The following is a 20,117-nucleotide window of genomic DNA, read 5'->3' on the forward strand; positions in this document are numbered from 1 at the left end:
TAAGTCGGGAAATTTTGCTAAAATAGATTAATATTCGATGGGCTCATAGCTCAGATGGCTAGAGCGCACGCCTGATAAGCGTGAGGTCGGTGGTTCGATTCCACCTGGGCCCACCATTTCCCAATTTTGCTTGGCAAAATTGGGAAACTCTAAAATCCAAACACTAAACCTCAAAATAATCCTTTACCCCTTGCATTCTGCCATGGACTTTACTAGAATACTGTCCCCTCCGGCAGAGGGGATCAACAAAGGGGGTGAGGGCGAGACATGAAACCTGTTCATAAATGTTATTTGGGGGGTGGTTGCGATGCCGGATACCTTCTTTATTTCGACAGCGTTTATGATCTCGTATCTCCTTCAGGACCAGGATTATTTGAAAGATCTTTTGTCTAATTTTTTGAAAGATATTTAATATCTTATTTTAATAAAAGATTGATCCTCTGCCGGAGGCAAGGTCCTCTGATCGTCTGCCAGGTGAGGCGTTTTCCGTTAGTTTCCCCGCAGCATTTTATCGAGTTCATCCGGCGAGGCGTTGGTCACCTCAAAAAGCAGTCGTCCCAAACCTTCATTTTTGATCTCTTCGCGATTATTCCAGACCCAGGCGCCGAAATTGAGGTAATGGCGGCTCTTTCCCATGTATTCCATTAGCTCGATAAAAGAAGAGACTTTCGATCGTGTTCCATCGGCAGATTCTTTTTTAAGGAGAGTTTGAATTTCCGGATTACCGATAGATTCGAACATTCTGGCTAGCCTCTCCCGGCCGTGCCGTTCAAAGACCCCTTTGATCCGGTCATAATTTTGGACCAACGCATTCTTTAGCCAATCGGGATAAGGGTCCTGCTTTTCAACTTCCATATTTTGTTCCACAAATTGGTCCCGTTCATAATCGGTGTAGCCGCCTTCTTCGGTGACCGTGTACGAGCGATAAAGTTTAACCCCCATCTCTTCCAGCCGGGCGACCCGCCGGTCATATTCCTCCTGGATAATGGCGCCGTTTTCATCGTACAAGTGCGGCGTCGACAGGGGGAGGGGGAGAGTTTCGCTTGGGAGCTCTTCAACCAAACGAATGCCCATGTTCCCTTCCCGGACATTGGGGCGGGAGGCGAATTGCATGTCCGGAACGTTAAGATAGCAAGTTATATTTAAATCTGGCTTGTCCATGTAAGGGGTTACTGTCCAGGTGACTCGGTCGCCAGTCAGCTGTTCTCTGGCCTGTTGCCATTCCTCTTCAGTTTGAACCAGGAACTTCCTGCCGGTCAGCTCGCTTAGCCGTTTGGCAAATTCCATGGCGTCGTCCAAACTCACATAAGTGACGGTTTTCCCTTCATTGGCCGGATCAGAAAGGAATTCCCTCAATTTGTCAGCGTTGTGTCCTTTGATTTTATAACCGGCCATTACCTGCTTAAACAGAGTAACCGCGACTTCCCCCCTCATGATTTTTCTTTTGCCTGAAAGGGTGAGCATTTCGGGAAGTTCCAAGGCAGTCTGTTGGACGGCGGCTGGGAACATCTTTTGGATCCCGGCCAGGTTTTCTTTGTCGCCCAGAATGAATAAATGCTCCTCATTTGTCAGAAAGGCCGACAGCTCCAGGGAAACGAAGATCGTTTCGGCGGTTTCGCCGCCGGCCGCCCTTGTTTCGAGCGAAGGCTGCATGCCCAGCAGCCTGATTTTGGCGATCCGGTCGAGATGGATGCCATTGAGTTCGATCCTCTGTCGTTGGCAGAGCGCGGTGAGGCAGGGGCCAAGCCGCTCCTTGCCGATCGCAAAAGAAGAGATATCGACAACTCCCCGCAAAGCCGGCAGGGCTCTTTGGGACAAGTGAATTATTGATTTATTGGTTACCGGCGTGATCATAGTTTATTTGTCCTTAAATGATTCGATTTCCTTGAAAAGCGCCAAAATGACGGGACGCAGGTTCAGTGTCGCGGAACAGCGTAACTGATTCCGGGAAGTTGACCAGACTAAAGGGATCTCCCCGTCAGGCAGATCGGTGAGACGAATCGTCGTTGGGGAAAAATAGCTTTCAGCGGGTGAAAAAACGATCGTCATTTTGTTGGTTTTGAGCTTAATATTCAGGTAAACAATTTTTTCCGTTACTTTAGTTGGCGCGCCGTCTTTTTTCTCTTCATACCTGGCCGGGATGTTGTGGATCACAAAGACAAACTCATTTGGATGGGCGTTCAAAACTCTCAACTGGTAAGGGCCTGCCTTAAAGAACTTTTCCCGTCTGAAAATACCCGGCTCGGCCACGCGCAGGGCGGCACAAAGAGTTGTCCAGGAAAGGTCTGTTGATTTTAACAATTCAAGACGAAGGGGTTCAAATTCCGATGGTAGGGCTTCGACAATCTGGCGGAAGTTGAAATCCCTGATATAGTTCCAGCCGACCGGGCCATTGCGGGTCTGGGTCCGATTGGGCAGAATTTCCCAGCTTAAAGAGATGTTTTCCAGATCATCCGGAGAAACCAGGTAGGTGTTCAAGCCTTTATTGGGAGCGCTTAATTCAATCCCGTTTTCGACCAGCCTGGCGGTCAAAGAGATTTCAGCTGTCCCGGCGGAGGAAGATGGTTCGCTCCCTAATGAGCCGGTTTCAAATCGCGTGGCGACGTTATGGATCAAAAGCGTCAGGTTGGCCGGATTAGGGTCTAATATTTCAATCTTATGAGGGCCGGCTTCAAACTTTTTTGCTTTTTCGGCCGGTTGGTCGACCAGCGAGATCCCTTGACCCCGCAATTGCCGCCGCATTGCTCTTAGCCAGGTTTCTGAAAGCGGATCGGCATTGACGTCTTCGACCAAAACAATCGAACTGCTGGTCGAGCGCTCGTTGAGGCCGCAAGTGTTCAGACCGCCGGCTCTGGAGAGATGACGGCGAAAATATATTTCTTCGTCTTCGTCAGGCCTCGATTCGGTCAGCGCCCATGAGGGGCGAAACTTAGCCGAATCCTTTTTCAGCGCTCTCAATATTTCCTGATTAGTCGGTACCCGGAACCTTCGGCCGGTCAGCTCGCTTAAGCGCTTGGCAAACTCTCTGGCGTCCAATAAGTTGGCAACCAGCCTGTTTGCTGCCTTTGCCGGTTCGCTAAGTTCCGCCCGCAGCAGAGCGGCATTTTGGCCAACAATGAGATAGCCCTCCATCACCTGCTTGAATAAGCCAACTGTAACGGCGCTTGTCATAATGCGGAGTTGGTCGGAAACGTCAAACATTTCCGGTAGCGCGAGTTGGGGTTGAGGGGAGGAGAGCAGGGCCGGATTGGAAAATGTCCTGGCCAACAAGCTGACGTTTTGTTTATCGGCTAAAAGAAAAAGCGCCTGTTCTTGCGTTAGAAAAAGCTCAACCTGTAAATCAGCGAAGATATTTTCCGCAATGGCAAAGCCGGCCGCTCTTTTTTCCAGAGATGGGGTCATTCCCAGCAACCGGATCTTAGCCGTATTATCGAGATATATTCCCTTTAGCTCAATCCCTAAAAGCCCTCTTAGGCAGGGGCCAAGCTTTTCTCTCCCAAGGGCAAAATAAGATATCTCGACCACCCCCCGCAAAGCGGGCATGGGCTTTTGCGGCAAACGGATGATCGATTTGTCGCTTACCGGCGCTATCATGAGCTTTTAATCTCCGATAGATCAGACGCGGCTTTCAAGACTTCAATATACGGCTCTATTAATTCCGCGAGCTTCTTTGGACACCGCGCCAGCAGGCTGGCGATCCGCTCCATTCCGTTTTCTTCCCGCAAAAACACCCCCAGAAGCTCCGAAGCTTCTTTGGGGAGGAGGTCTTGAACCGCGACGACGACACAGGCCGAATCGTCCGCCAGGCGCTGGAAAAGGGGGAGGGCGTAGTCGGGGTGGTTCACGGCCAATTGGTGCATGATCCTGGGCATTACTTTAAAATTAACATTGTCCCCCCTGATCATCGTCTTTAATATTTCGTTGACATCAGCCTGGTCGATGAGCGAGAGCGCGGCCACGGCCCTTCGGTGTTCCACAACACTCGCAAGATTAAAGGCCGCATGGCCGAGGTCAAATCGGAGCCAATTAGCCAGATCCTCTGTCTTTCTGTCATCCGTGCGATTGATATATCGATCCATGATTGAGGGGACGGTGGCGGATGTCCCAATTGGAAGAACCTCGACCAGGCGGATCGCGTTGCTGGAAAAGCGCTCCCAGGGAATATAATTATCGCGGCCAGAGCGGCCCCGACAGCGGAGAACAAAAGAAGGTTTTTCGTAAGAGGCGCCCGCAGATTGTGTCATCGTCCATTCCCAATTTGAGCCGAACAAATCATCTGTTACCGCTTCCCATTCTTCTTCGGTTGGGAGCCTGAATTGCCTGCCGGTGAGATCGCTTAATTTCCGGGCAAATTCTACGGCATCATCTAAGCTTGCCCAAGTTAATGTGCCGCCTTCTTTTTCTGGATCGGCAAGAATTTTTCTAAGTTCCTTGGACCAAGCTCCTTCAAAGCTATAGCCGGCCATCACCCGCTTGAACAAGCTGACCGTTACTTCATACTTCATGATCATGAGGCCGTCTGAAATAGGGACCATTTCGGGCAAGGCAATTTGCGGTTGGCCGGCCGCAGCGGGAGGAATCGCCCCCCTGACCATCAGATCGTCATTCTGTTTGTCGCCTAGAATATAAAGCTGTTTATCTTGCGTTAGGAAGGCTGACAGTCCCAGCGAAGCGAAAATAGCCTCGGGTGTTTCGGCGACAGTTCTCGTTGCTAGATCAGGGCGCATTCCCAGGAGCCTAACTTTGGCGGCGGTATCGAGCTGAATCCCTATTAGTTTGATCTCTTGTCGTTGGAAAAGCTTGGTGAGACAGGGGGCGAGATTATCTTTGCCGATAGCAAAAGAGGAAATACTGGCCACTCCCCGCAAAGCCGGCAGGGCTCTTTGGGACAAGTGAATTATTGATTTATTGGTTACCGGCGTGACCATGATTGTTTTTATTTGCTCGATGGCATTAATTGAGAAAAGAAAGCCATTCCTTCTAATACTTCCGGGACCTCTTCGGGCGTTATATTTAATTCTTTTGCTAAAACGTCCGTACCAAGCTTTTGGGTGTGGCCGATCAGTTGCGCGCCGCTTATTGCTATGCCTTTGTTTGCATTAGAAAGGTCAGCTATCACTAATTTTAATTGTTCGAACATATTGGAGTAGGTACCACACATATAAATCTGGAATACGAGCAGTCCCATCAGGGCCGCGCTTTGCGGAGACTCCCGATTGTTAACGACTTCCCTGATCAACGCTACTCCACTTGCCCCGTTCCCCTTTATTAAAATCTCTCGTATTAAATCAGCCAGAAAACGTTCTTTTTTAATGAGGTGGTCAGGATAAATAGTTTCTTCCGCTTCACGTATTTGCCCGGTGATTTGAAGAGGGGGAACGCGATATTCCAATGCTAATCTAACGTCGGATTTAATTATGCCGGCTATTCTGTCGGGACCAATCTCTGCGGCCATCGGTTTAATATTCCGTTTATCCCCTAAAATGTAAAGCGCCTCATCCTGTGTCAGGAAAGCTTGGAGCTGTAAACCGGCGAAGAGGTTGCCGGCGGTCCCATCGGCTGATCTTGTTTCGAGCGAAGGCTGCATGCCCAGCAGCCTGACTTTGGCGATCCGGTCGAGGTGAATGCTGTTAAGTTCAATCCCCTGTTGTTGGCAGAGTGCGGTGAGGCAGGGGCCGAGCCGCTCTTTACCGATCGCAAAAGAAGAGATCTCGACCACTCCTCGCAGTGCCACTCTCATTGTAAAAGCTGGCACGGCCTTTTGAGGCAAGCGAATTATTGAATTACCGGTTTTTGGCGCTACCATGAACTTTTAAGCTCCGATAAGTCGGACGCGATTTCCAATAATTCGATGTGCGGCATAATTAATTCCGCGATCTCCTTTGGACACCGCGCCAGCAGGCCTACGATCCGCTCCATCCCGTTTTCTTCTTTTAAAAACACCCCCAGAAGCTCCGAGGCTTCTTTGGAGAGGAGGTTTTGAACCGCGAAGACGACACAGGCCGAATCGTCCGCCAGGCGCTGAAAAAGGGGGAGGGCGTAGTCGGGGTGGTTCACGGCCAATTGGTGCATGATCCCGGCCATTTCTTCAAGATCGCCGTGCGTCAGCATCCCCTTAAATATTTCGTCGACGTTCAGAGTGATCCGCGACAAGGCTGTGGCTGCTTGGGTGGGGTCAAGATATTTGAGCTTTGTGGCCGCAGTGCCGAAGTCGCTGTAGCGAAGCTCGTTGACTAAATCATTTAGTCTGTTTTCTTCCACACAGCGGTCATACAGGCCCATGATTGGGGGCCGTGCGGCGGGAGGATCAGATAAAATATCTTCGACTAAACGAATCGAGATATCCATGGAGCGGGTCTCCGGTTTTATTGTCTGGCGGTTGCCGGGGTCGACGCCGTCGTACAGGAGGCAAAGAATATAACCCTCGCTGTTTTTTGTCTCCGTCCATGTAAAATTAAGGCCTGATAACTTGTCCCTTTCCTGGAACCATTCCTGCTCGGTTTGAACTCTGAACTTTCTGCCGGTAAGCTTGCTTAAACGGTCCGCAAATTCCCTGGCATCAATTAAACTTACATAAACTATTGGATCATTTGCTCTTGACGGGTCATTAAGGATATCTCTTAGTGAATCGGCGAAATTGCCGGTTATTACGTATCCCCGCATTATCTGTTTGAACAAGCCGATCGTCACTTCGTCCCTCATGATCGCGAGCTTGTTTGAAATAGTGATCATTTCGGGCAGGACGATTTGCGGTTGACTTGCGATCGCGGCCGAGGCAGTCGTTCCCTTGGCCATCAGATCGATGTTTTCTTTATTGCCCAAAATATACAGCGCCTGCTCCTGGGTCAGGAAAGCCGAGAGCCTCAAGGAGGAGAAAAGAACTTCGGCGGATTCAAAAAGCTCGGTCCGCTTCTCCAGCGAAGGGCCCATTCCCAGCAATCTGATCTTGGCGGTATTATCAAGTTGAATGCTTTTGGGTGTGATCCCCAATCGTTGGAAGAGAGTGGTGAGGGCCGGGCCGAGCCGCTCTTTGCCGACGGAAAAGGAGGAGATCTCGACTATCCCCCGCAGAGCTGGTAGGGCTCTTTGGGGCAATCGAACGATCGATCTATTGGTGACCGGCGCGACCATTAATCAGGGATCCTTATCGTCAGGATTTTGTTCTCGCCTTCGGACCGGCCGATCAGTTCAACCTTCGCGCCTCGGGCCATATTTGCGTAATCTTGCTGGATTTTGGCGATGTCAACCGTTCCCGGCAGGACGAAGGCGACATCTATTCCATCGGCCGATCTGGTCAGCGAGAGGCTGATCGGCGGGAACTTGGGCGCTTCGGGCAATTCAAGCAGAGTTTTAATGATCTCGGCCTTATATTCCGGGTCCAGATTATTATTAGTTAACAGGTCGTTGAATGAGATGATTTGCGGGTTGGCTGAAACAAAAAATTCTCCTATCAACTTATCAAGCGGGGCCATCATTCTCGGCGGTTGGGATGAGGCTAAGAGAGACGCGGCCAGGTCCTGGATCAACAACACGGCCCCGTTATTCTTAATAATATTGTCGCTAGGATTGAGGATAGGGGCGAGCGCTTCCGCCAGGGGCTTGGTCGGCGGAGAAAGTTCAATCTTTATCTCTCTGTTCGCGATGATGCTGAAAACAAAGCTGGTGCCGGTTTTACCGGCCTTGATGGCCAGAGAGCGGCTGGTCCCGTCGATATATTTCTTCCTGAAGTCCGCCAGTCTTGGCCCTTCCTCGCGGGCTTCTCTGTCCGCGTTATAAACAACGATCTGGATATCGTTGGCCCGGCTTATCCGCCAACGCACGATTATCGGTTTGTCCCGCTCATCGCCGGTGAGTTTTTCTTGCCGGTCTTTGGCGGCATAGATCAGGGTGGAGAGGGCGCGCAGGACGGCTCCCTGTTCGGTTTCGGGCAAGCCGCGGGCCGTCAACAATTCCTTAAGACCGGCCTGGGCTGATTTGATTTTCGGATCGACTTTGGCCTTGTCTCCGGGGGAAAGAGTTATTTCCCAGTCCGGCTTGTTGGTAAATTGCGCTGCTTCTTTCGCCTGTTGGAGTTCGTCGGCAATCGCTTGGGCTAGCGCGACTATCCCGGGATTGCCGCTTTTGAGAAGCTCGGGGAGTTCCGCTTCGAGCGCTTGCCGGTCTTCGGTTGTCAGAGCCTGTTTGACCTTGGCTAGCGCTTCGGCCCGGGCTGTTTCGTCCTCCGGCCAGGGATTTTCTTCCAGCCAGAGCTCAACTTTTTCTGCCCCTTTGGGCGGGGAGAGGAGCCCGCCGATCATGGCGGCGTCGACTTCCGCTCCGGCCGCGACCAGTTCGCGGATTTTGCGTAAAATTATTCCTTTGCGGCCGTGAATTTGGGCGATATCCATCTGGCGACCCCGCTCCGACTTGTCGGTGGTTTCTTCAAAGCGAAGTTCCCCATCCCGGACCGAGATCTTGATAATATGTTCGCCGTTTGGCATATTATTGACCAGCCAGGCGGAAAAAGTATTGTCGAGATGCTCTTCAAGCGCTTGCTTTAGCGGCCGGGCGCCCCCGGCCAGGTCGATTCCTCTTTCCATAATATATTGCTTGACCGCCTGGTATTCAGTCTCATCCCCGCCCAGGACGACCTCAAGCTTTTGGTCGGTTTCTACCTGGGCGACAAAATTTTTCAACTGGATATCGGCGATGGCCGAGAGGTCGGCTTCGTTCAGATAATCAAAAGGAACAATATCGAGCCGCCGGAGAAAGGCGGGGGGATATTTGTCGCGGCCATATTCATCTTTCTGGCTTTTAAATGAATTAGCGGCGATCTCGCGGTTTGCTTTGGTCAACCCGTCGGCGATCTTCTTAGCTTCTTCCGGCGCTTTGCCGGCGGCCAGCTCCCTGATCTGTTCGGGCTTGAGCATTTGGGCTTCCCCCTGGTTCGAGGTCATGATGACCACTACGTCTTCGAGAGAATATTTTTCACCGGTCTCTTTGTTCTGAACATAACCCTGGTCGAGCATCACTAATAATGATTCATAAACATCCGGGTCGGCTTTGTCCGCTTCGTCAAGGAGGAGGACCCCGTGGCGGTTCTCTTTTCTTTTAAAGAGCTCCGGCAGCATCCCTTTGGTTTTGTCAAACCCGACAAAACCGGGATCGGGGCCGAAGAGCAGGGTCTTTCCAGCTTTCCCTTCGCACTGGGTCATATCGATCGTCATGACCTTTTGCGCGTTGCCGAATAACAGCCAGGCCAGGGTGTGGGCCAGTTCGGTTTTGCCGGTCCCCGTCGGTCCGGTGAACATGAAAGCGGCGATCGGCGACTGTTTTTTGCGTCGGCCGGTCTTATACCGTTTAACGGCGCCGGCAACTTTCCCGACCGCCTGGTCCTGTCCGATGAAGCGGGTCCTGATCCGTCCCTCGATCTGGCTAAGCTGTTGAATGTCCAATTCATCCATTTTGCGCAGGTCAAGGCCGGCCATTTTCGAGGCCTGGGCGCGAATATCGTCTTCGGTAATTGTCAGGCAGCCGGACTCAGCCAGTTTGCGCACAACTTTTTCCACCAGCAGTTCGCTTTCCAGGTAAGCGGCGACAATCCCGATGACCGATTTCCAGATACCCTCTAATTGCGGGCGGGTGGCTGGATCGGCGGCAAATTCGATCAGGTCGTTGATATCGTCGGCCAGCTTTTTCGGGGTTTCCGTTACGATCCTTCTTAAGTCGCCGAGCTGGCTCCGTTTACTGCCGATCGCTTCTTTGATCAGGGCGATCGTCGCGTCCGGCGGGAAGCGGTTGACGATCAGCGGCGAGAGGTCGATCGCCGCCTGGCGCGAAGCGGGCGGGACCTCGATCTTTTCCACTCCTCTTAGTTTCTCCAGGATGACCGGAATGATATTCCGGACCAGCCGCCGCAGCTTGTCGCCGGTCAGCGATTCGATATTGATCGGATCGCCGAACCGCCGTTTGGTGGCGTCGTTATTAAAATAGCGATAGAATTCTCCCGTTGTCGTCGCACCCACGACCTGGAAACCGGGGCGGGCGAGGGGTTCCTTCAACAGTTCGAGAACGCCCGCTTGTTCCATCAGGTGGAGTTCGTCCATCAGGAGGTAAACGGTGTAGCCCTGTTTGAAGGCGTCTTGGACCGTTTCGACGATCTGTTTCAACTGCGGTTCGAGGACCGAGCGGTCGAGATCTTTCATCCCCAGGCTGAAGAAGTAGGTTTTTTCCTCATCCTTCCACTCCTGGGCCAGCCCTTCGACGATCGCCGTTTTTCCGACGCCGGTGTTGCCGATCAGAATAGCGTTGCTGCCGCCCTTCAGCCGTTTGGAAAGCTCCGCCATTTCGTCGCTTCGTTCAAAGACCGGATCGAGATCGCCGGCGCGGGCTTCGCTGGTAATGTTGCGCAGGCCAAGTTCTTCCAGCTTTTCGATCGGGGTTTTCGGCTCGCCGTCACCCGCGCCGTTGACGCCGTTGGTTCCGTTAACCGCGCCGTTGCTTTCGAGGCCGGCCGGATTTCTCGCGATCAGGCTTAATTCATCGCGGATCAGGGTCCCGGCGGGCGTCAGGCTTAGCAGGTTGTGAGTCGGTGGGGCAATTTCTTTTGTTATTCGTCCTCCGGGTAACAAGCTCGGGTGGTTTACAAACGTGCTGCGAGCGGCGATGGTCAGTTCCCTGATCAGGCGGACGCTTTGTCTGATCGGCAGTCTAGTTAGAGCTTCCATCGGTTCTCCCGGCGGTTTTTTTAACTAATTGGATTTTGCCCAGTACCTGTTGAGCGGGGGCGGCGCTAGCTTTTTTGGGCAGCTGTAATTTGCCCGGTCCGGGGTCGAGGTAGTCCCGGCGAAAGCTATCGAAAAGTTGGGCGAGGGTGGTGCCGTTGTTCGACCGGGAAGCGGTCAGCAGTTCTCTGACCAGATTTTCCTGCCCCGCGGCGTCGATCACTCCCTCTTTCATGACTTCGGCCACGACCTGCCGCATGGCGACTTCAAAATCAAGCTCGCGGTCCATGATCTTTTCGACAATCGTTTCCGCCAGGATATGCATCGCGTGGTCTTCGCCAGTCCCTTCGATCTCGCCGGGGATCGACTGACCGAGGGTCTCTTCCGCTTTGCCGTTGAAGTCGTATAAGATTTCTCTGGTCGTTTCCCTCAAGAGGTCGGCGGCCCGCTGTTGGATGTTGTCAACACCAGAGAGTTTGCTTTCCAGCTGGTCCATCCAGGCGCGCAGGCGGGCTTTTTTCTGGGTGTCCTGGATCTTCGGTTCCAGCGTCTGCCAGACATCTTTTTCGATCAGCTGAAGGACCGCTTCCTGCTGTTGGTTGAAGGCCGACCGGTCGAAACGGGCGGTGGCTTCCAGTTGGCTGATTTCCATAAATGCTTTGTTGAGGGCGTGGACCAGGGCTGGTTCGATCTCGCCGATCAGCTCCGAAAATTCATCGAGCTTGGTCAGTTCTTTTAGAATTCTTTGGCGGGCGGCGCCGGCGACATCGATTCTTAAGTTCTTTTCCCAGCAGATTCCGGCGACAAAAGGGAGCTTGGCCGAAGTTATGGCGGAAAGGGCGACGGCGGCGACAACCGGGAGCAGGGAAACGTTCAAAGCCAGCGTTTCGGCGGCACGCTGATGCCTTAAGACAAAGTTTTTTAATGTCGTTTCGGCCCGGAAGCAATAATAATGAACATAGTTGGTCGCCCTGATCATTGATTTCCCCCGTTTTATATAGGAATTCGCGCTAAATATATATCAATAGGAGAAGGATAAAATTTCAGTCTATTAAGGATTGTGATTGTATAAGCCGCCGGCGGCCGGAGCCCGATGTTACTAAGATTGGGTGAAATTTATTAACATCTTAAGGGATAAATAGATGTAGAGAATGAAGGATTAAATAAACAAAGGAGTTTTTTATGGAAGCATCTGTTAGTCTTTATACTGGTATTACCCCCAAGGCAAGTTGCAATATATATGGAATCCAAGGAGCGGGCGAGACCAATGTCCCGGAGCCTGTCCGGACGGTTCCGATCCATCCCGCTGATACCAAGGCCGATCCAGACAATAACGGCCCTATCAGCCAAAAAGACAATAAAACCGAACCGCTTTTTACTTTTGCTTCGCTGGAGTTAGGGTTGAAAATCAGCAGTTCGAAAAAAGAGAGCAATGAAGGTTTGACGCTTCGAACCGGCGTCGGGGCCGATTTTGGCGTAATAACCGGGTCCCATCTTAACGAAAGAAATTATACGGATGCTCCCGGCACAGAAACAAAAGACTATGGAGCCGCGCTTACCTATTATTATTTAGGTGCGACTGGCCTTGTTTACCCTAAAATATTTGGCGAATTATCAGGTGAATATTGGCTGGCCAGGCTGCAATTGCGCACCTATGAAACAGCTGTAAACACTGGTTGGGACAGATATAATTCCTTGGAAACCAAAGATAATTTTATTCTGGGCAGGAACCTGGAATGGCAAGCCTATGCCGGACTTCGCCTGAGTTCCGAGCTTACCGAGGGTGTCCAACATGAATTGCGATTAGTAGGGGGGCTGGCGTATTCAAAACTGTTTCCTAACAGTTTAGGCAAAGAAGCTAACGTCAGAACGGATGAATTCGCCCCAATAATTGGGCTTGAATATCAACTCAATTTAGACTTCTTGCACCTATAATTCGCGATCAACCCGGCTGTGGTTGTGGGTGTTTTAGCTTAAGAAGCCAAATTCCTTCAATTCCGTGACCCAGCGCCAATATTTCTTGGGGATCATCCGCTGGAAGTACTTCAAGTTGCGCCGTTCCGGGATGTACTGCGAACGGTAGAAGGCGAGCCAGTATTTTTCGAACTCGTCGGTAGTGGCCGGCAGGACCGCCTTTTTACGGTCGAACTTTTCCTTGAAGATCTCGTTCCCCTGACCGATAAAAACCTCATCGCCAAAGACCAGCATGATCCGGTACTTGGGAAAGCGTTTTAAGAAGTGGAGCATGATGATCTCGCCGGTCTGGTGGACGATTTCAAATTCCCCCATCAGGACGTTGTGCTGGTCGATTGGTTTCAGCCGGAGGAAAGAGATCGCCCGATGGCGCTCCCCCGCGACCTGCCGGGCCAGGTCGATGAACTTTTTGGCTTCGGCCGAGACCTTGCACAAAATATAGCTCAAGCCTTTGGCCTTAGCCTGTTCGATTACTTTATCGATTAGCTGATATTTATTGGGGTCTTTGTGGAGGAGGGCGTAGTAAAGTCGCTGGCGGAACAAATAATATGCTTCCGGTGTTCCTTTGAGCTTGATCGCCGGAAGTTTTTCTTCCAGCTCTTCTTTCCGATCGAACTTGTCGTTAAAAATTGATAGTTGTTCGTTCATTTATAAGCTTACAGCTTTAAGCTTAAAGCTTATAGCTGTAAGCTTGTTTCCTATGTCAGCAACTGCGGAGCCTGCGCCCAGGCGAGCGAACTGCTAAAGTTTTCAAAGAGCTCAAGCTGTTTGACCGTGACGATCTCGCTAATATTCCCTTGTTTGACCCCGTTGATCAGGATAAAGGGCTTGGCCCGCTTGGTCACGACCCCCAGGTTTTTTAGCTCTTGCAGGTTGGTAAAGCGGTGTTCTTTACGGGCCCGATATAATCGTTTGGCGGCGAGCGGTCCGACCCCCGGGACTTTTAGCAAATCCCGGAAAGAGGCCCGGTTTATCTCGAGTGGGAACCGCTGCCGGTTCTTCAGGGCGTGGGCCATCTTGGGGTCGATATCGAGGCTCAAGTTCTGGTCTTGTTTCATGACCAGGTCATCGAGCTCAAAGTGGTAGAAACGCATCAACCAATCGGCCTGGTAGAGGCGATGTTCGCGCAGTAATGGGACCCGTTTGGCCCCGGCCAGCGGCGTTTCGCCGGTCGGAACAAAGGCGCTAAAATATGCCCGCTTCAGGTTTTTCTTTTTGTAGAGCCAGTTGGTCGTTCGCAGGAGTTCGGCGTCGGTCTCACCGGCGGCGCCAACCACAAATTGGGTCGTATGGCCCGCTTTAAGCAGCCCTTTTTCGACCTGTTTTTGGATGGCGTTGATCGGTTCGATCAGGTCGAGCATGAAGTTCTTTTCGCTGGCGATCGACTTGAGCCGGTCGGGATTGGGGCTTTCCAGGTTGACTGACATTCGGTCGGCCAGCTTAGCTCCCCGTTCGATCAGGTCGGCCGGGGTGTTGGGGAGGACTTTCAGATGGGCGTAGCCCCGGTAGCGATATTGGAACCGGAGGATTTCCAGGACGGCGATCATCCGTTCCATGGTGTAGGTCGTGCTTCTCTGGACTCCCGAACTAAGAAAGATCCCTTCGATGTAATTGCGGCGGTAGAGCTCGATAAAAAGATCGGCCAGCTCTTTCGGTTCAAAACTGCTGCGCTCAAAGTCGTTGCTGACCCGATTGACGCAGTACTGGCAGTTGTTTTTACAGGAGTTGGTCATCAGGACCTTGAGGAGAGAGACACAGCGGCCATCCGGTGTGAAGCTGTGGCAGATCCCGCCGGGGGCGTTGGAGCCGATATAGTTGCTGTTCGGCTGCCGCTTTTGCGGGGCCGCCGTGGAAGCGCAGATGTCGTATTTGGCGGCCGCTCCCAGGACCTCGAGCTTTTTTTCAGTGTCCGGCATGGTTTAGCCTCCGGTTTAATTTATCGTCGGCGAAAAGGGAGGCCTGGTCGACCCGAAGCCGCGTGTCCTTCGCCAGGTTCCCTTTTCGCTTTTTGTTGAAATTAAAAATGACATAATGCAAAATGAAAAATGAATGTATGGCCTGCGGTCATATTATTAATAATCATGCTTTTGCCTTTTTTAAGATTGCTCCCAAAACATTAGCTATTTCTTCCGTTTCTTTTAATAAGTTGAGCAGCTTATTTAAATTCTCCTGGTTCTTTAGCAATTCAGCTTCTTGAAGTATTCTTAGCCAATATCGGGTTTCTTTTGCTTCTTTAAATGAGATAGAAACTTTATTGATGAAGTCTTTCTTTGATACTGCGCCGTCCGCTTCTTCCATATTTGCGCCAATGGATGTTCCCGATCTTAATAATTGCTTAAGAAGGACTTGTAGCTCTTGCTTTTTGTATAAAGCAATGGCGAATTCTGCGATTTTTACCCCCAGCTTAAAAGTTCGGTCTTGTATTTCCATGTTTCATGCTCCTATGATTAATTAAAAATGACTTAATGCAAAATTAAAAATGAATGTATTATTTTGAGTAATATTCCGGATTGATACATTTTTCATTAAGTCATTTTCCATTTTGCATTTCCCCCTAGAACCGTCTGAACAGTCCCCGGACTTTTCCCTGCACGGCGACGTCTTTCACGTAGATCGGTTTCATCGTTGAGTTGGCCGGTTCGAGCCGGACCCGGTTTGGTTCGCGATAAAGCCTTTTCAAGGTAGCTTCGGAACGGTTGATCAGGGCGACGACCACTTCGCCGTCATCGGCCGAATCGCATTTTTCCACGACGACGAAATCGCCGTTCAGGATGTGATCTTCGATCATGCTGTTTCCTTTGACCTGCAGGATGTAGCATGGCTTGCGGCCGATGAGGGTCGCCGGGATGGCCATTGTTTCCTGGTGCTCCAGGACTTCGATCGGCGCGCCGGCGGCGATGAAGCCGAGGAAGGGGAGGACGATTGTCCTCAAATCAGGCTCGGTCAGGAGGCTGATGGCGCGAGATTTGCTCTCCCGCCGGATCAACCCCTCCGCTTCGAGCGCTTCCAGGTGTTTTTGGGCGGAGCGGGGCGAGGCGAAGCCGAGCGCCCGGCAGATATCCCGGAGCGACGGGGCAAACCCCCGTTCATTTATATAGCTAGTCACGTAATTTAGGACCAGTGCCTGTCTGTCGCTTGGTGTCATTGTTATTCTCCTTGTAAATGGACGCTTTAAGCTTGATGGTATACAATTGTATACCTAGTTGGTTTTTTGTCAAGATAAAATTTCGAGGGTTAGTATTCCGGCGAGCCTACTTTATTAAGCTTTTAGCTTGTGTTAAGCTTAATCCCGCATGGAAAAAGAAGTCAGCGGCAAAACCAACAAAACTTTTTATGACTATGTTCTTTCTCATCTGGGAAAAGAAGAAGCCGGAAGCGTTCTGCGAGACCTCCCTTTTTTCAACGGCCGGCCATATGATGAGATGTCCCTGATCGACGAACACCGCTGGTTTTCAACGCGAATTACGAAAGAAATATTTGAGCGCGCCAATCAATATTTTCATGATGATAAGCTTTCTTACAAGATCCAGGTCGAAGCCATGCAAAAAAGGGAATACGGCCATCTTGATTTCTTGATGCGGATTTTCTCGCCTTCGCTGGCGGTCTTTTACCATAAATTTCCTTTGATCGTGAAAGACAATTTTTGTAAAATTTATGTTTCCAAGGTCACGGACGCTGGTAAAAATCAGATCATTTTTGAAAACAGAATACAATCCGACATCTTTATGATCAAAGAAAGCACCTGCCAAACCACCAGAGGCGGGCTGGAGTATCTTCCCACTTTTATCGGTTATGATAAGGCGAGTGTTGTGGAAACGGAATGTTCCGTCCCAATTGAACACAAGGGGTTAATCGGGTTCAAGTTTTACCGGGTAAATGAAAAAAGAGAGGTGCTGGAGTTCAATAAGGGGGACGATGAGAAAACCGCGGCCGGCAAGGTGATCGGGACTTTGTCTCCTGACGGGACTTTTAAGCTTGACGGGGTCGTTTACGGCGCCAAAAATTGCGTTTACCATGTTTCCTGGCATGACAAAAGCTTATGGGCGCGGACCTTCGGCCAACTTTTCAACCGTGAGACCACGCTCCAACTAACCTTAAAAAAACTGGAAGAAGAGAAGATCCTGCTTGAGCAAAAATATGATGAGATCGACCAGTTGAATGCCGGCCTGGAAGAGAAGATCCTGCGGCGAACGCAAGAACTTGAGAACAGCAATAAGCTTAAAGATCTTTTTATTTCCATAATGGAGCACGACATCAATAATTATTTGACCAGCGTTTTGGGCTACGCTTTGTTGTTAAAACAGACTGGCGAGGGAAATGTTCAACAGTACGGTCAAATAATTGCCGAAAACGCGGTTAAAATAAACGAACTGATCTCCAGCGCCAGGCTTTTTTCCCGGCTCCAGGACCCGGAATTAAAGAAAATCTTTAAACGGCTCGATTTGCGGCAAATCGTTGAAACAATAGTTGCCGACCTGGGGCCGAAAGCGGCACAGCAAAAGAAGCACTTTATTGTCGGGGCAATCTCCGAAAGCGCTTCTTTTGACGGTTTATCTTTGGCTTCCGAAATATTTTCCAATCTGATCGATAATGCCGTTAAGTATTCCAACCCGGGGACGCGAATCGAGCTTTCAGTGGAAGAACAGCCCGATAGTTTTATTTTTGCCGTCAAGGACAATGGTCGGGAAATAGCCGATAAATATAAGACGGCCATCTTTGACCGTTTTGAGAGATTGGAATGTCAGGAGAAAGAAGGGGTTGAAGGGAGCGGGTTGGGCTTGGCGATTGTTAAATTGCTGGTTAGACTGCACGGTGGCCTTGTCTGGGTGGAAGACAATCCCGAAGGGGGAGCGATCTTTAAGGTTAAGCTGGCAAAAAGCCGGGCCGGGGGCCTCTGACCGCTTCGAAGCAAAAACAGCTTGACAACCCGGCTTAACTTGCGTTACAATGATCAAGCCCTAGTAGAGCGAAAGGAGGGTAGCGAGAAGCTTTCTACGTAAATGCGTCGGAAATGTTTTGCCTCGTCATTTCTTCTTTCGATATCTCCTCGGTGCGATAAACAAGATCTTTGAAAATCAGGCAATGAGATTGATGCGAGTCTTCGTATCTTTTTCTTTTGGTTTAGATAGATTATAAATGATAGAGCTGAATTAGACTCTTTATTGAGAGTTTGATCTTGGCTCAGGACGAACGCTGGCGGCGTGCCTAACACATGCAAGTTGAGCGAGGTTTCGAACCGAGCAGCAAACGGGTGAGTAACACGTAAGCAACCTACCTTTAAGACTGACACAACCTGGAGAAATCTGGGCTAATTTCAGATGTGACCCCGGTCTCGAATGTGACTGGGATTAAATCCCGCAAGGGGCTTAAAGATGGGCTTGCGTCCTATCAGCTAGTTGGCGGGGTAATGGCCCACCAAGGCAATGACGGGTAGCTGGTCTGAGAGGACGATCAGCCACAAGGGAACTGAGACACGGTCCCTACTCCTACGGGAGGCAGCAGTGAGGAATTTTCCGCAATGGGCGAAAGCCTGACGGAGCGACGCCGTGTGTGCGACGAAATCCTTCGGGATGTAAAGCACTGTCAGTGGGGACGATATTGACGGTACCCACAGAGGAAGGCCCGGCTAACTACGTGCCAGCAGCCGCGGTAATACGTAGGGGCCAAGCGTTGTCCGGAATCATTGGGCGTAAAGGGCGCGTAGGCGGTTTTGTAAGTCAGATGTTAAATCCACAGGCTCAACCTGTGTCCGCATCTGATACTGCATTACTAGAGAATGGTAGAGGAAAGCGGAACTTCCAGTGTAGCGGTGAAATGCGTAGATATTGGAAGGAACACCAGTGGCGAAGGCGGCTTTCTGGACCATTTCTGACGCTGAGGCGCGAAAGCTAGGGGAGCAAACGGGATTAGATACCCCGGTAGTCCTAGCCCTAAACGATGTTCATTAGGTGTTAAAGGTATCGACCCCTTTAGTGCCGTAGCTAACGCGTTAAATGAACCGCCTGGGGATTACGACCGCAAGGTTAAAACTCAAAAGAATTGACGGGGGCCCGCACAAGCGGTGGAGCATGTGGTTTAATTCGATGCTACGCGAAAAACCTTACCTGGGCTTGACATATTGGTAGTAGTGAACCGAAAGGGGAACGATCCCGAGCAATCGGGAAGCCTTTACAGGTGCTGCATGGCTGTCGTCAGTTCGTGTCGTGAGATGTTTGGTTAAGTCCAACAACGAACGCAACCCCTATTGCCAGTTGACAGCATTAAGTTGGTCACTCTGGCGAAACTGCCTCGGATGACGAGGAGGAAGGTGGGGATGAGGTCAAGTCATCATGGCCCTTATGCCCAGGGCTACACACGTGCTACAATGCAACATACAAAGGGATGCAAATCCGCAAGGAAGAGCAAATCTCAGAAAGTGTTGCTCAGTTCGGATTGAAGGCTGCAATTCGCCTTCATGAAGCTGGAATCGCTAGTAACTGCAGATCAGCGTGCTGCGGTGAATACGTTCTCGGGCCTTGTACACACCGCCCGTCACACCATGGAAGTCAGAAACGCCTGAAGTGCCCTTCGGGGAGCTAAGGTGGTGCTGGTGACTGGGGTGAAGTCGTAACAAGGTAGCCGTACCGGAAGGTGTGGCTGGATCACCTCCTTTCTAAGGAGTTTACATCCTGATTAATTTCGGGAATACTCTTAGGTCGGTCTCGCGTCGTCTCCTAGCCCCGATGTAAAAGTCGGGGGTTGCCTGGTTTTCAAAAAGCTTATTAAATTAAGATAAGGCGTCCTGATATTTTCAGGACGCCTTTTTTATTGGGGTTCTTCGGCTAAGCCGTGGCTAGAAGGCGGCTAAGGACAAGGATGGTGTTCAATAATTGTTTTTTTTGCAGACTGAGCGGGTCGACAACGACGATCTTCCCGGCGAAAGGAAGCAGCTTCTCACCTAAAAAATCAGCGGTCTCTCTTTGGCCCAGACTATAGGTGACCGTTTCCGCGACAAATTCGACCGGCCGAGGAATGGCAAAGCCGGTAATCTGTTTAAAGCCGGGATCATCTGAAATCTGGAGCAATGGCGGGGAGAACGGGACCTGGCTTGAGGTCAGGGCGTAAATTGGCGACGCGAAACAGATATATTGGCAAAAGGTTCTGAACGCGTCATTTTTATTTAACCCAGCGAACTCTTTGCCGAGGTGGCGTTGTGAAGTAAACAGTAAACAGCCGCTATTTGCCGAGACCGTTTGCCAATTGGAGATAGTTTTCTTGACTTCAGCCAAGCTGACCCGGCCGGTGCTTTCAAGATGAGAGAGAAAAGTGTTGGTTTTTACGCCGACGTGATAGCCGCGGAGGCTTGCTCGATACGTCGTCGCCAAGTTATAATTGTAGGGCATTATCAATCCTTTGCGGCGGGCTCTTCTTATCCGGGTTCCCGGCCAAATAGATATCCTT

The 20,117-nt window shown here is 50.8% G+C and carries 14 protein-coding genes, 1 tRNA gene and 1 rRNA gene; 4 read left to right on the forward strand and 12 right to left on the reverse strand.

Annotated elements, in window-relative coordinates:
* The first annotated feature begins 39 nt into the window (after positions 1 to 39).
* Positions 40 to 116: transfer RNA gene (locus WC772_05925), tRNA-Ile, on the forward strand.
* Between the two features lie 373 nt (positions 117 to 489).
* Here WC772_05925 and WC772_05930 read toward each other — a convergent pair.
* From WC772_05930 to WC772_05960, 7 genes are read right to left on the reverse strand one after another with little or no spacing between them, the layout of a single operon-like run.
* Complete coding sequence (locus tag WC772_05930) at positions 490 to 1,854, reverse strand: hypothetical protein (GenBank protein MFA6170290.1); 1,365 nt, start codon at positions 1,852 to 1,854, stop codon at positions 490 to 492.
* A 3-nt stretch (positions 1,855 to 1,857) separates the two neighbouring features.
* Positions 1,858 to 3,594 carry a hypothetical protein gene (locus WC772_05935; protein MFA6170291.1) on the reverse strand — a complete coding sequence of 579 codons (1,737 nt, stop codon included), beginning with the start codon at positions 3,592 to 3,594 and terminating at the stop codon, positions 1,858 to 1,860.
* Complete coding sequence (locus tag WC772_05940; protein MFA6170292.1) at positions 3,591 to 4,928, reverse strand: SUMF1/EgtB/PvdO family nonheme iron enzyme; 1,338 nt, start codon at positions 4,926 to 4,928, stop codon at positions 3,591 to 3,593. Before WC772_05940 ends, WC772_05935 begins: the two co-directional genes overlap by 4 nt.
* 8 nt (positions 4,929 to 4,936) lie before the next feature.
* The gene (locus WC772_05945) at positions 4,937 to 5,806 is read right to left on the reverse strand and encodes a hypothetical protein (GenBank protein MFA6170293.1); all 870 of its coding nucleotides are present in this window, start codon (positions 5,804 to 5,806) and stop codon (positions 4,937 to 4,939) included.
* The gene (locus WC772_05950) at positions 5,800 to 7,131 is read right to left on the reverse strand and encodes a hypothetical protein (protein MFA6170294.1); all 1,332 of its coding nucleotides are present in this window, start codon (positions 7,129 to 7,131) and stop codon (positions 5,800 to 5,802) included. Before WC772_05950 ends, WC772_05945 begins: the two co-directional genes overlap by 7 nt.
* A complete protein-coding gene (locus WC772_05955) occupies positions 7,131 to 10,706 on the reverse strand; it encodes an AAA family ATPase (GenBank protein ID MFA6170295.1) in 3,576 nt (1,191 codons plus the stop codon). The genes WC772_05950 and WC772_05955 overlap by 1 nt, the downstream gene beginning before the upstream one ends.
* A complete protein-coding gene (locus tag WC772_05960; protein MFA6170296.1) occupies positions 10,690 to 11,682 on the reverse strand; it encodes a hypothetical protein in 993 nt (330 codons plus the stop codon). The genes WC772_05955 and WC772_05960 overlap by 17 nt, the downstream gene beginning before the upstream one ends.
* A gap of 203 nt (positions 11,683 to 11,885) precedes the next feature.
* On the opposite strand from WC772_05960, the gene WC772_05965 reads away from it, so the two are divergent.
* The gene (locus WC772_05965; GenBank protein MFA6170297.1) at positions 11,886 to 12,638 is read left to right on the forward strand and encodes a hypothetical protein; all 753 of its coding nucleotides are present in this window, start codon (positions 11,886 to 11,888) and stop codon (positions 12,636 to 12,638) included.
* Between the two features lie 33 nt (positions 12,639 to 12,671).
* Here WC772_05965 and WC772_05970 read toward each other — a convergent pair whose 3' ends face one another.
* The 4 genes from WC772_05970 to lexA form a co-directional block, all read right to left on the reverse strand.
* Complete coding sequence (locus WC772_05970; GenBank protein ID MFA6170298.1) at positions 12,672 to 13,325, reverse strand: DUF4130 domain-containing protein; 654 nt, start codon at positions 13,323 to 13,325, stop codon at positions 12,672 to 12,674.
* Between the two features lie 50 nt (positions 13,326 to 13,375).
* A complete protein-coding gene (locus WC772_05975; GenBank protein ID MFA6170299.1) occupies positions 13,376 to 14,593 on the reverse strand; it encodes a putative DNA modification/repair radical SAM protein in 1,218 nt (405 codons plus the stop codon).
* Between the two features lie 163 nt (positions 14,594 to 14,756).
* A complete protein-coding gene (locus tag WC772_05980) occupies positions 14,757 to 15,107 on the reverse strand; it encodes a four helix bundle protein (protein MFA6170300.1) in 351 nt (116 codons plus the stop codon).
* 124 nt (positions 15,108 to 15,231) lie between these two features.
* Positions 15,232 to 15,822, reverse strand: a complete 591-nt coding sequence (gene lexA, locus WC772_05985; protein MFA6170301.1) for a transcriptional repressor LexA — start codon at positions 15,820 to 15,822, stop codon at positions 15,232 to 15,234.
* Positions 15,823 to 15,970: 148 nt separating this feature from the next.
* On the opposite strand from lexA, the gene WC772_05990 reads away from it, so the two are divergent.
* Entirely contained in the window at positions 15,971 to 17,575 is a 1,605-nt protein-coding gene (locus tag WC772_05990) for a HAMP domain-containing sensor histidine kinase (protein MFA6170302.1), read from the forward strand.
* 260 nt (positions 17,576 to 17,835) lie between these two features.
* A 16S ribosomal RNA gene (locus WC772_05995) occupies positions 17,836 to 19,329 on the forward strand.
* A 169-nt stretch (positions 19,330 to 19,498) separates the two neighbouring features.
* Here the strand turns inward: WC772_05995 and WC772_06000 are convergent.
* Complete coding sequence (locus WC772_06000) at positions 19,499 to 20,059, reverse strand: hypothetical protein (GenBank protein ID MFA6170303.1); 561 nt, start codon at positions 20,057 to 20,059, stop codon at positions 19,499 to 19,501.
* Positions 20,060 to 20,117 lie beyond the last annotated feature (58 nt).

The organism is Candidatus Margulisiibacteriota bacterium (genome assembly GCA_041661965.1).
GTDB lineage: Bacteria > Margulisbacteria > WOR-1 > O2-12-FULL-45-9 > XYB2-FULL-48-7 > XYB2-FULL-45-9.

What these genes read in the sequence shown, in the direction of transcription:
- WC772_05930 (MFA6170290.1), bottom strand. Translation starts at nt 1,854, where the DNA reads ATGATCACGCCGGTAACCAATAAATCAATAATTCACTTGTCCCAAAGA.
- WC772_05935 (MFA6170291.1), bottom strand. Translation starts at nt 3,594, where the DNA reads ATGATAGCGCCGGTAAGCGACAAATCGATCATCCGTTTGCCGCAAAAG.
- WC772_05940 (MFA6170292.1), bottom strand. Translation starts at nt 4,928, where the DNA reads ATGGTCACGCCGGTAACCAATAAATCAATAATTCACTTGTCCCAAAGA.
- WC772_05945 (MFA6170293.1), bottom strand. Translation starts at nt 5,806, where the DNA reads ATGGTAGCGCCAAAAACCGGTAATTCAATAATTCGCTTGCCTCAAAAG.
- WC772_05950 (MFA6170294.1), bottom strand. Translation starts at nt 7,131, where the DNA reads ATGGTCGCGCCGGTCACCAATAGATCGATCGTTCGATTGCCCCAAAGA.
- WC772_05955 (MFA6170295.1), bottom strand. Translation starts at nt 10,706, where the DNA reads ATGGAAGCTCTAACTAGACTGCCGATCAGACAAAGCGTCCGCCTGATC.
- WC772_05960 (MFA6170296.1), bottom strand. Translation starts at nt 11,682, where the DNA reads ATGATCAGGGCGACCAACTATGTTCATTATTATTGCTTCCGGGCCGAA.
- WC772_05965 (MFA6170297.1), top strand. Translation starts at nt 11,886, where the DNA reads ATGGAAGCATCTGTTAGTCTTTATACTGGTATTACCCCCAAGGCAAGT.
- WC772_05970 (MFA6170298.1), bottom strand. Translation starts at nt 13,325, where the DNA reads ATGAACGAACAACTATCAATTTTTAACGACAAGTTCGATCGGAAAGAA.
- WC772_05975 (MFA6170299.1), bottom strand. Translation starts at nt 14,593, where the DNA reads ATGCCGGACACTGAAAAAAAGCTCGAGGTCCTGGGAGCGGCCGCCAAA.
- WC772_05980 (MFA6170300.1), bottom strand. Translation starts at nt 15,107, where the DNA reads ATGGAAATACAAGACCGAACTTTTAAGCTGGGGGTAAAAATCGCAGAA.
- lexA (MFA6170301.1), bottom strand. Translation starts at nt 15,822, where the DNA reads ATGACACCAAGCGACAGACAGGCACTGGTCCTAAATTACGTGACTAGC.
- WC772_05990 (MFA6170302.1), top strand. Translation starts at nt 15,971, where the DNA reads ATGGAAAAAGAAGTCAGCGGCAAAACCAACAAAACTTTTTATGACTAT.
- WC772_06000 (MFA6170303.1), bottom strand. Translation starts at nt 20,059, where the DNA reads ATGCCCTACAATTATAACTTGGCGACGACGTATCGAGCAAGCCTCCGC.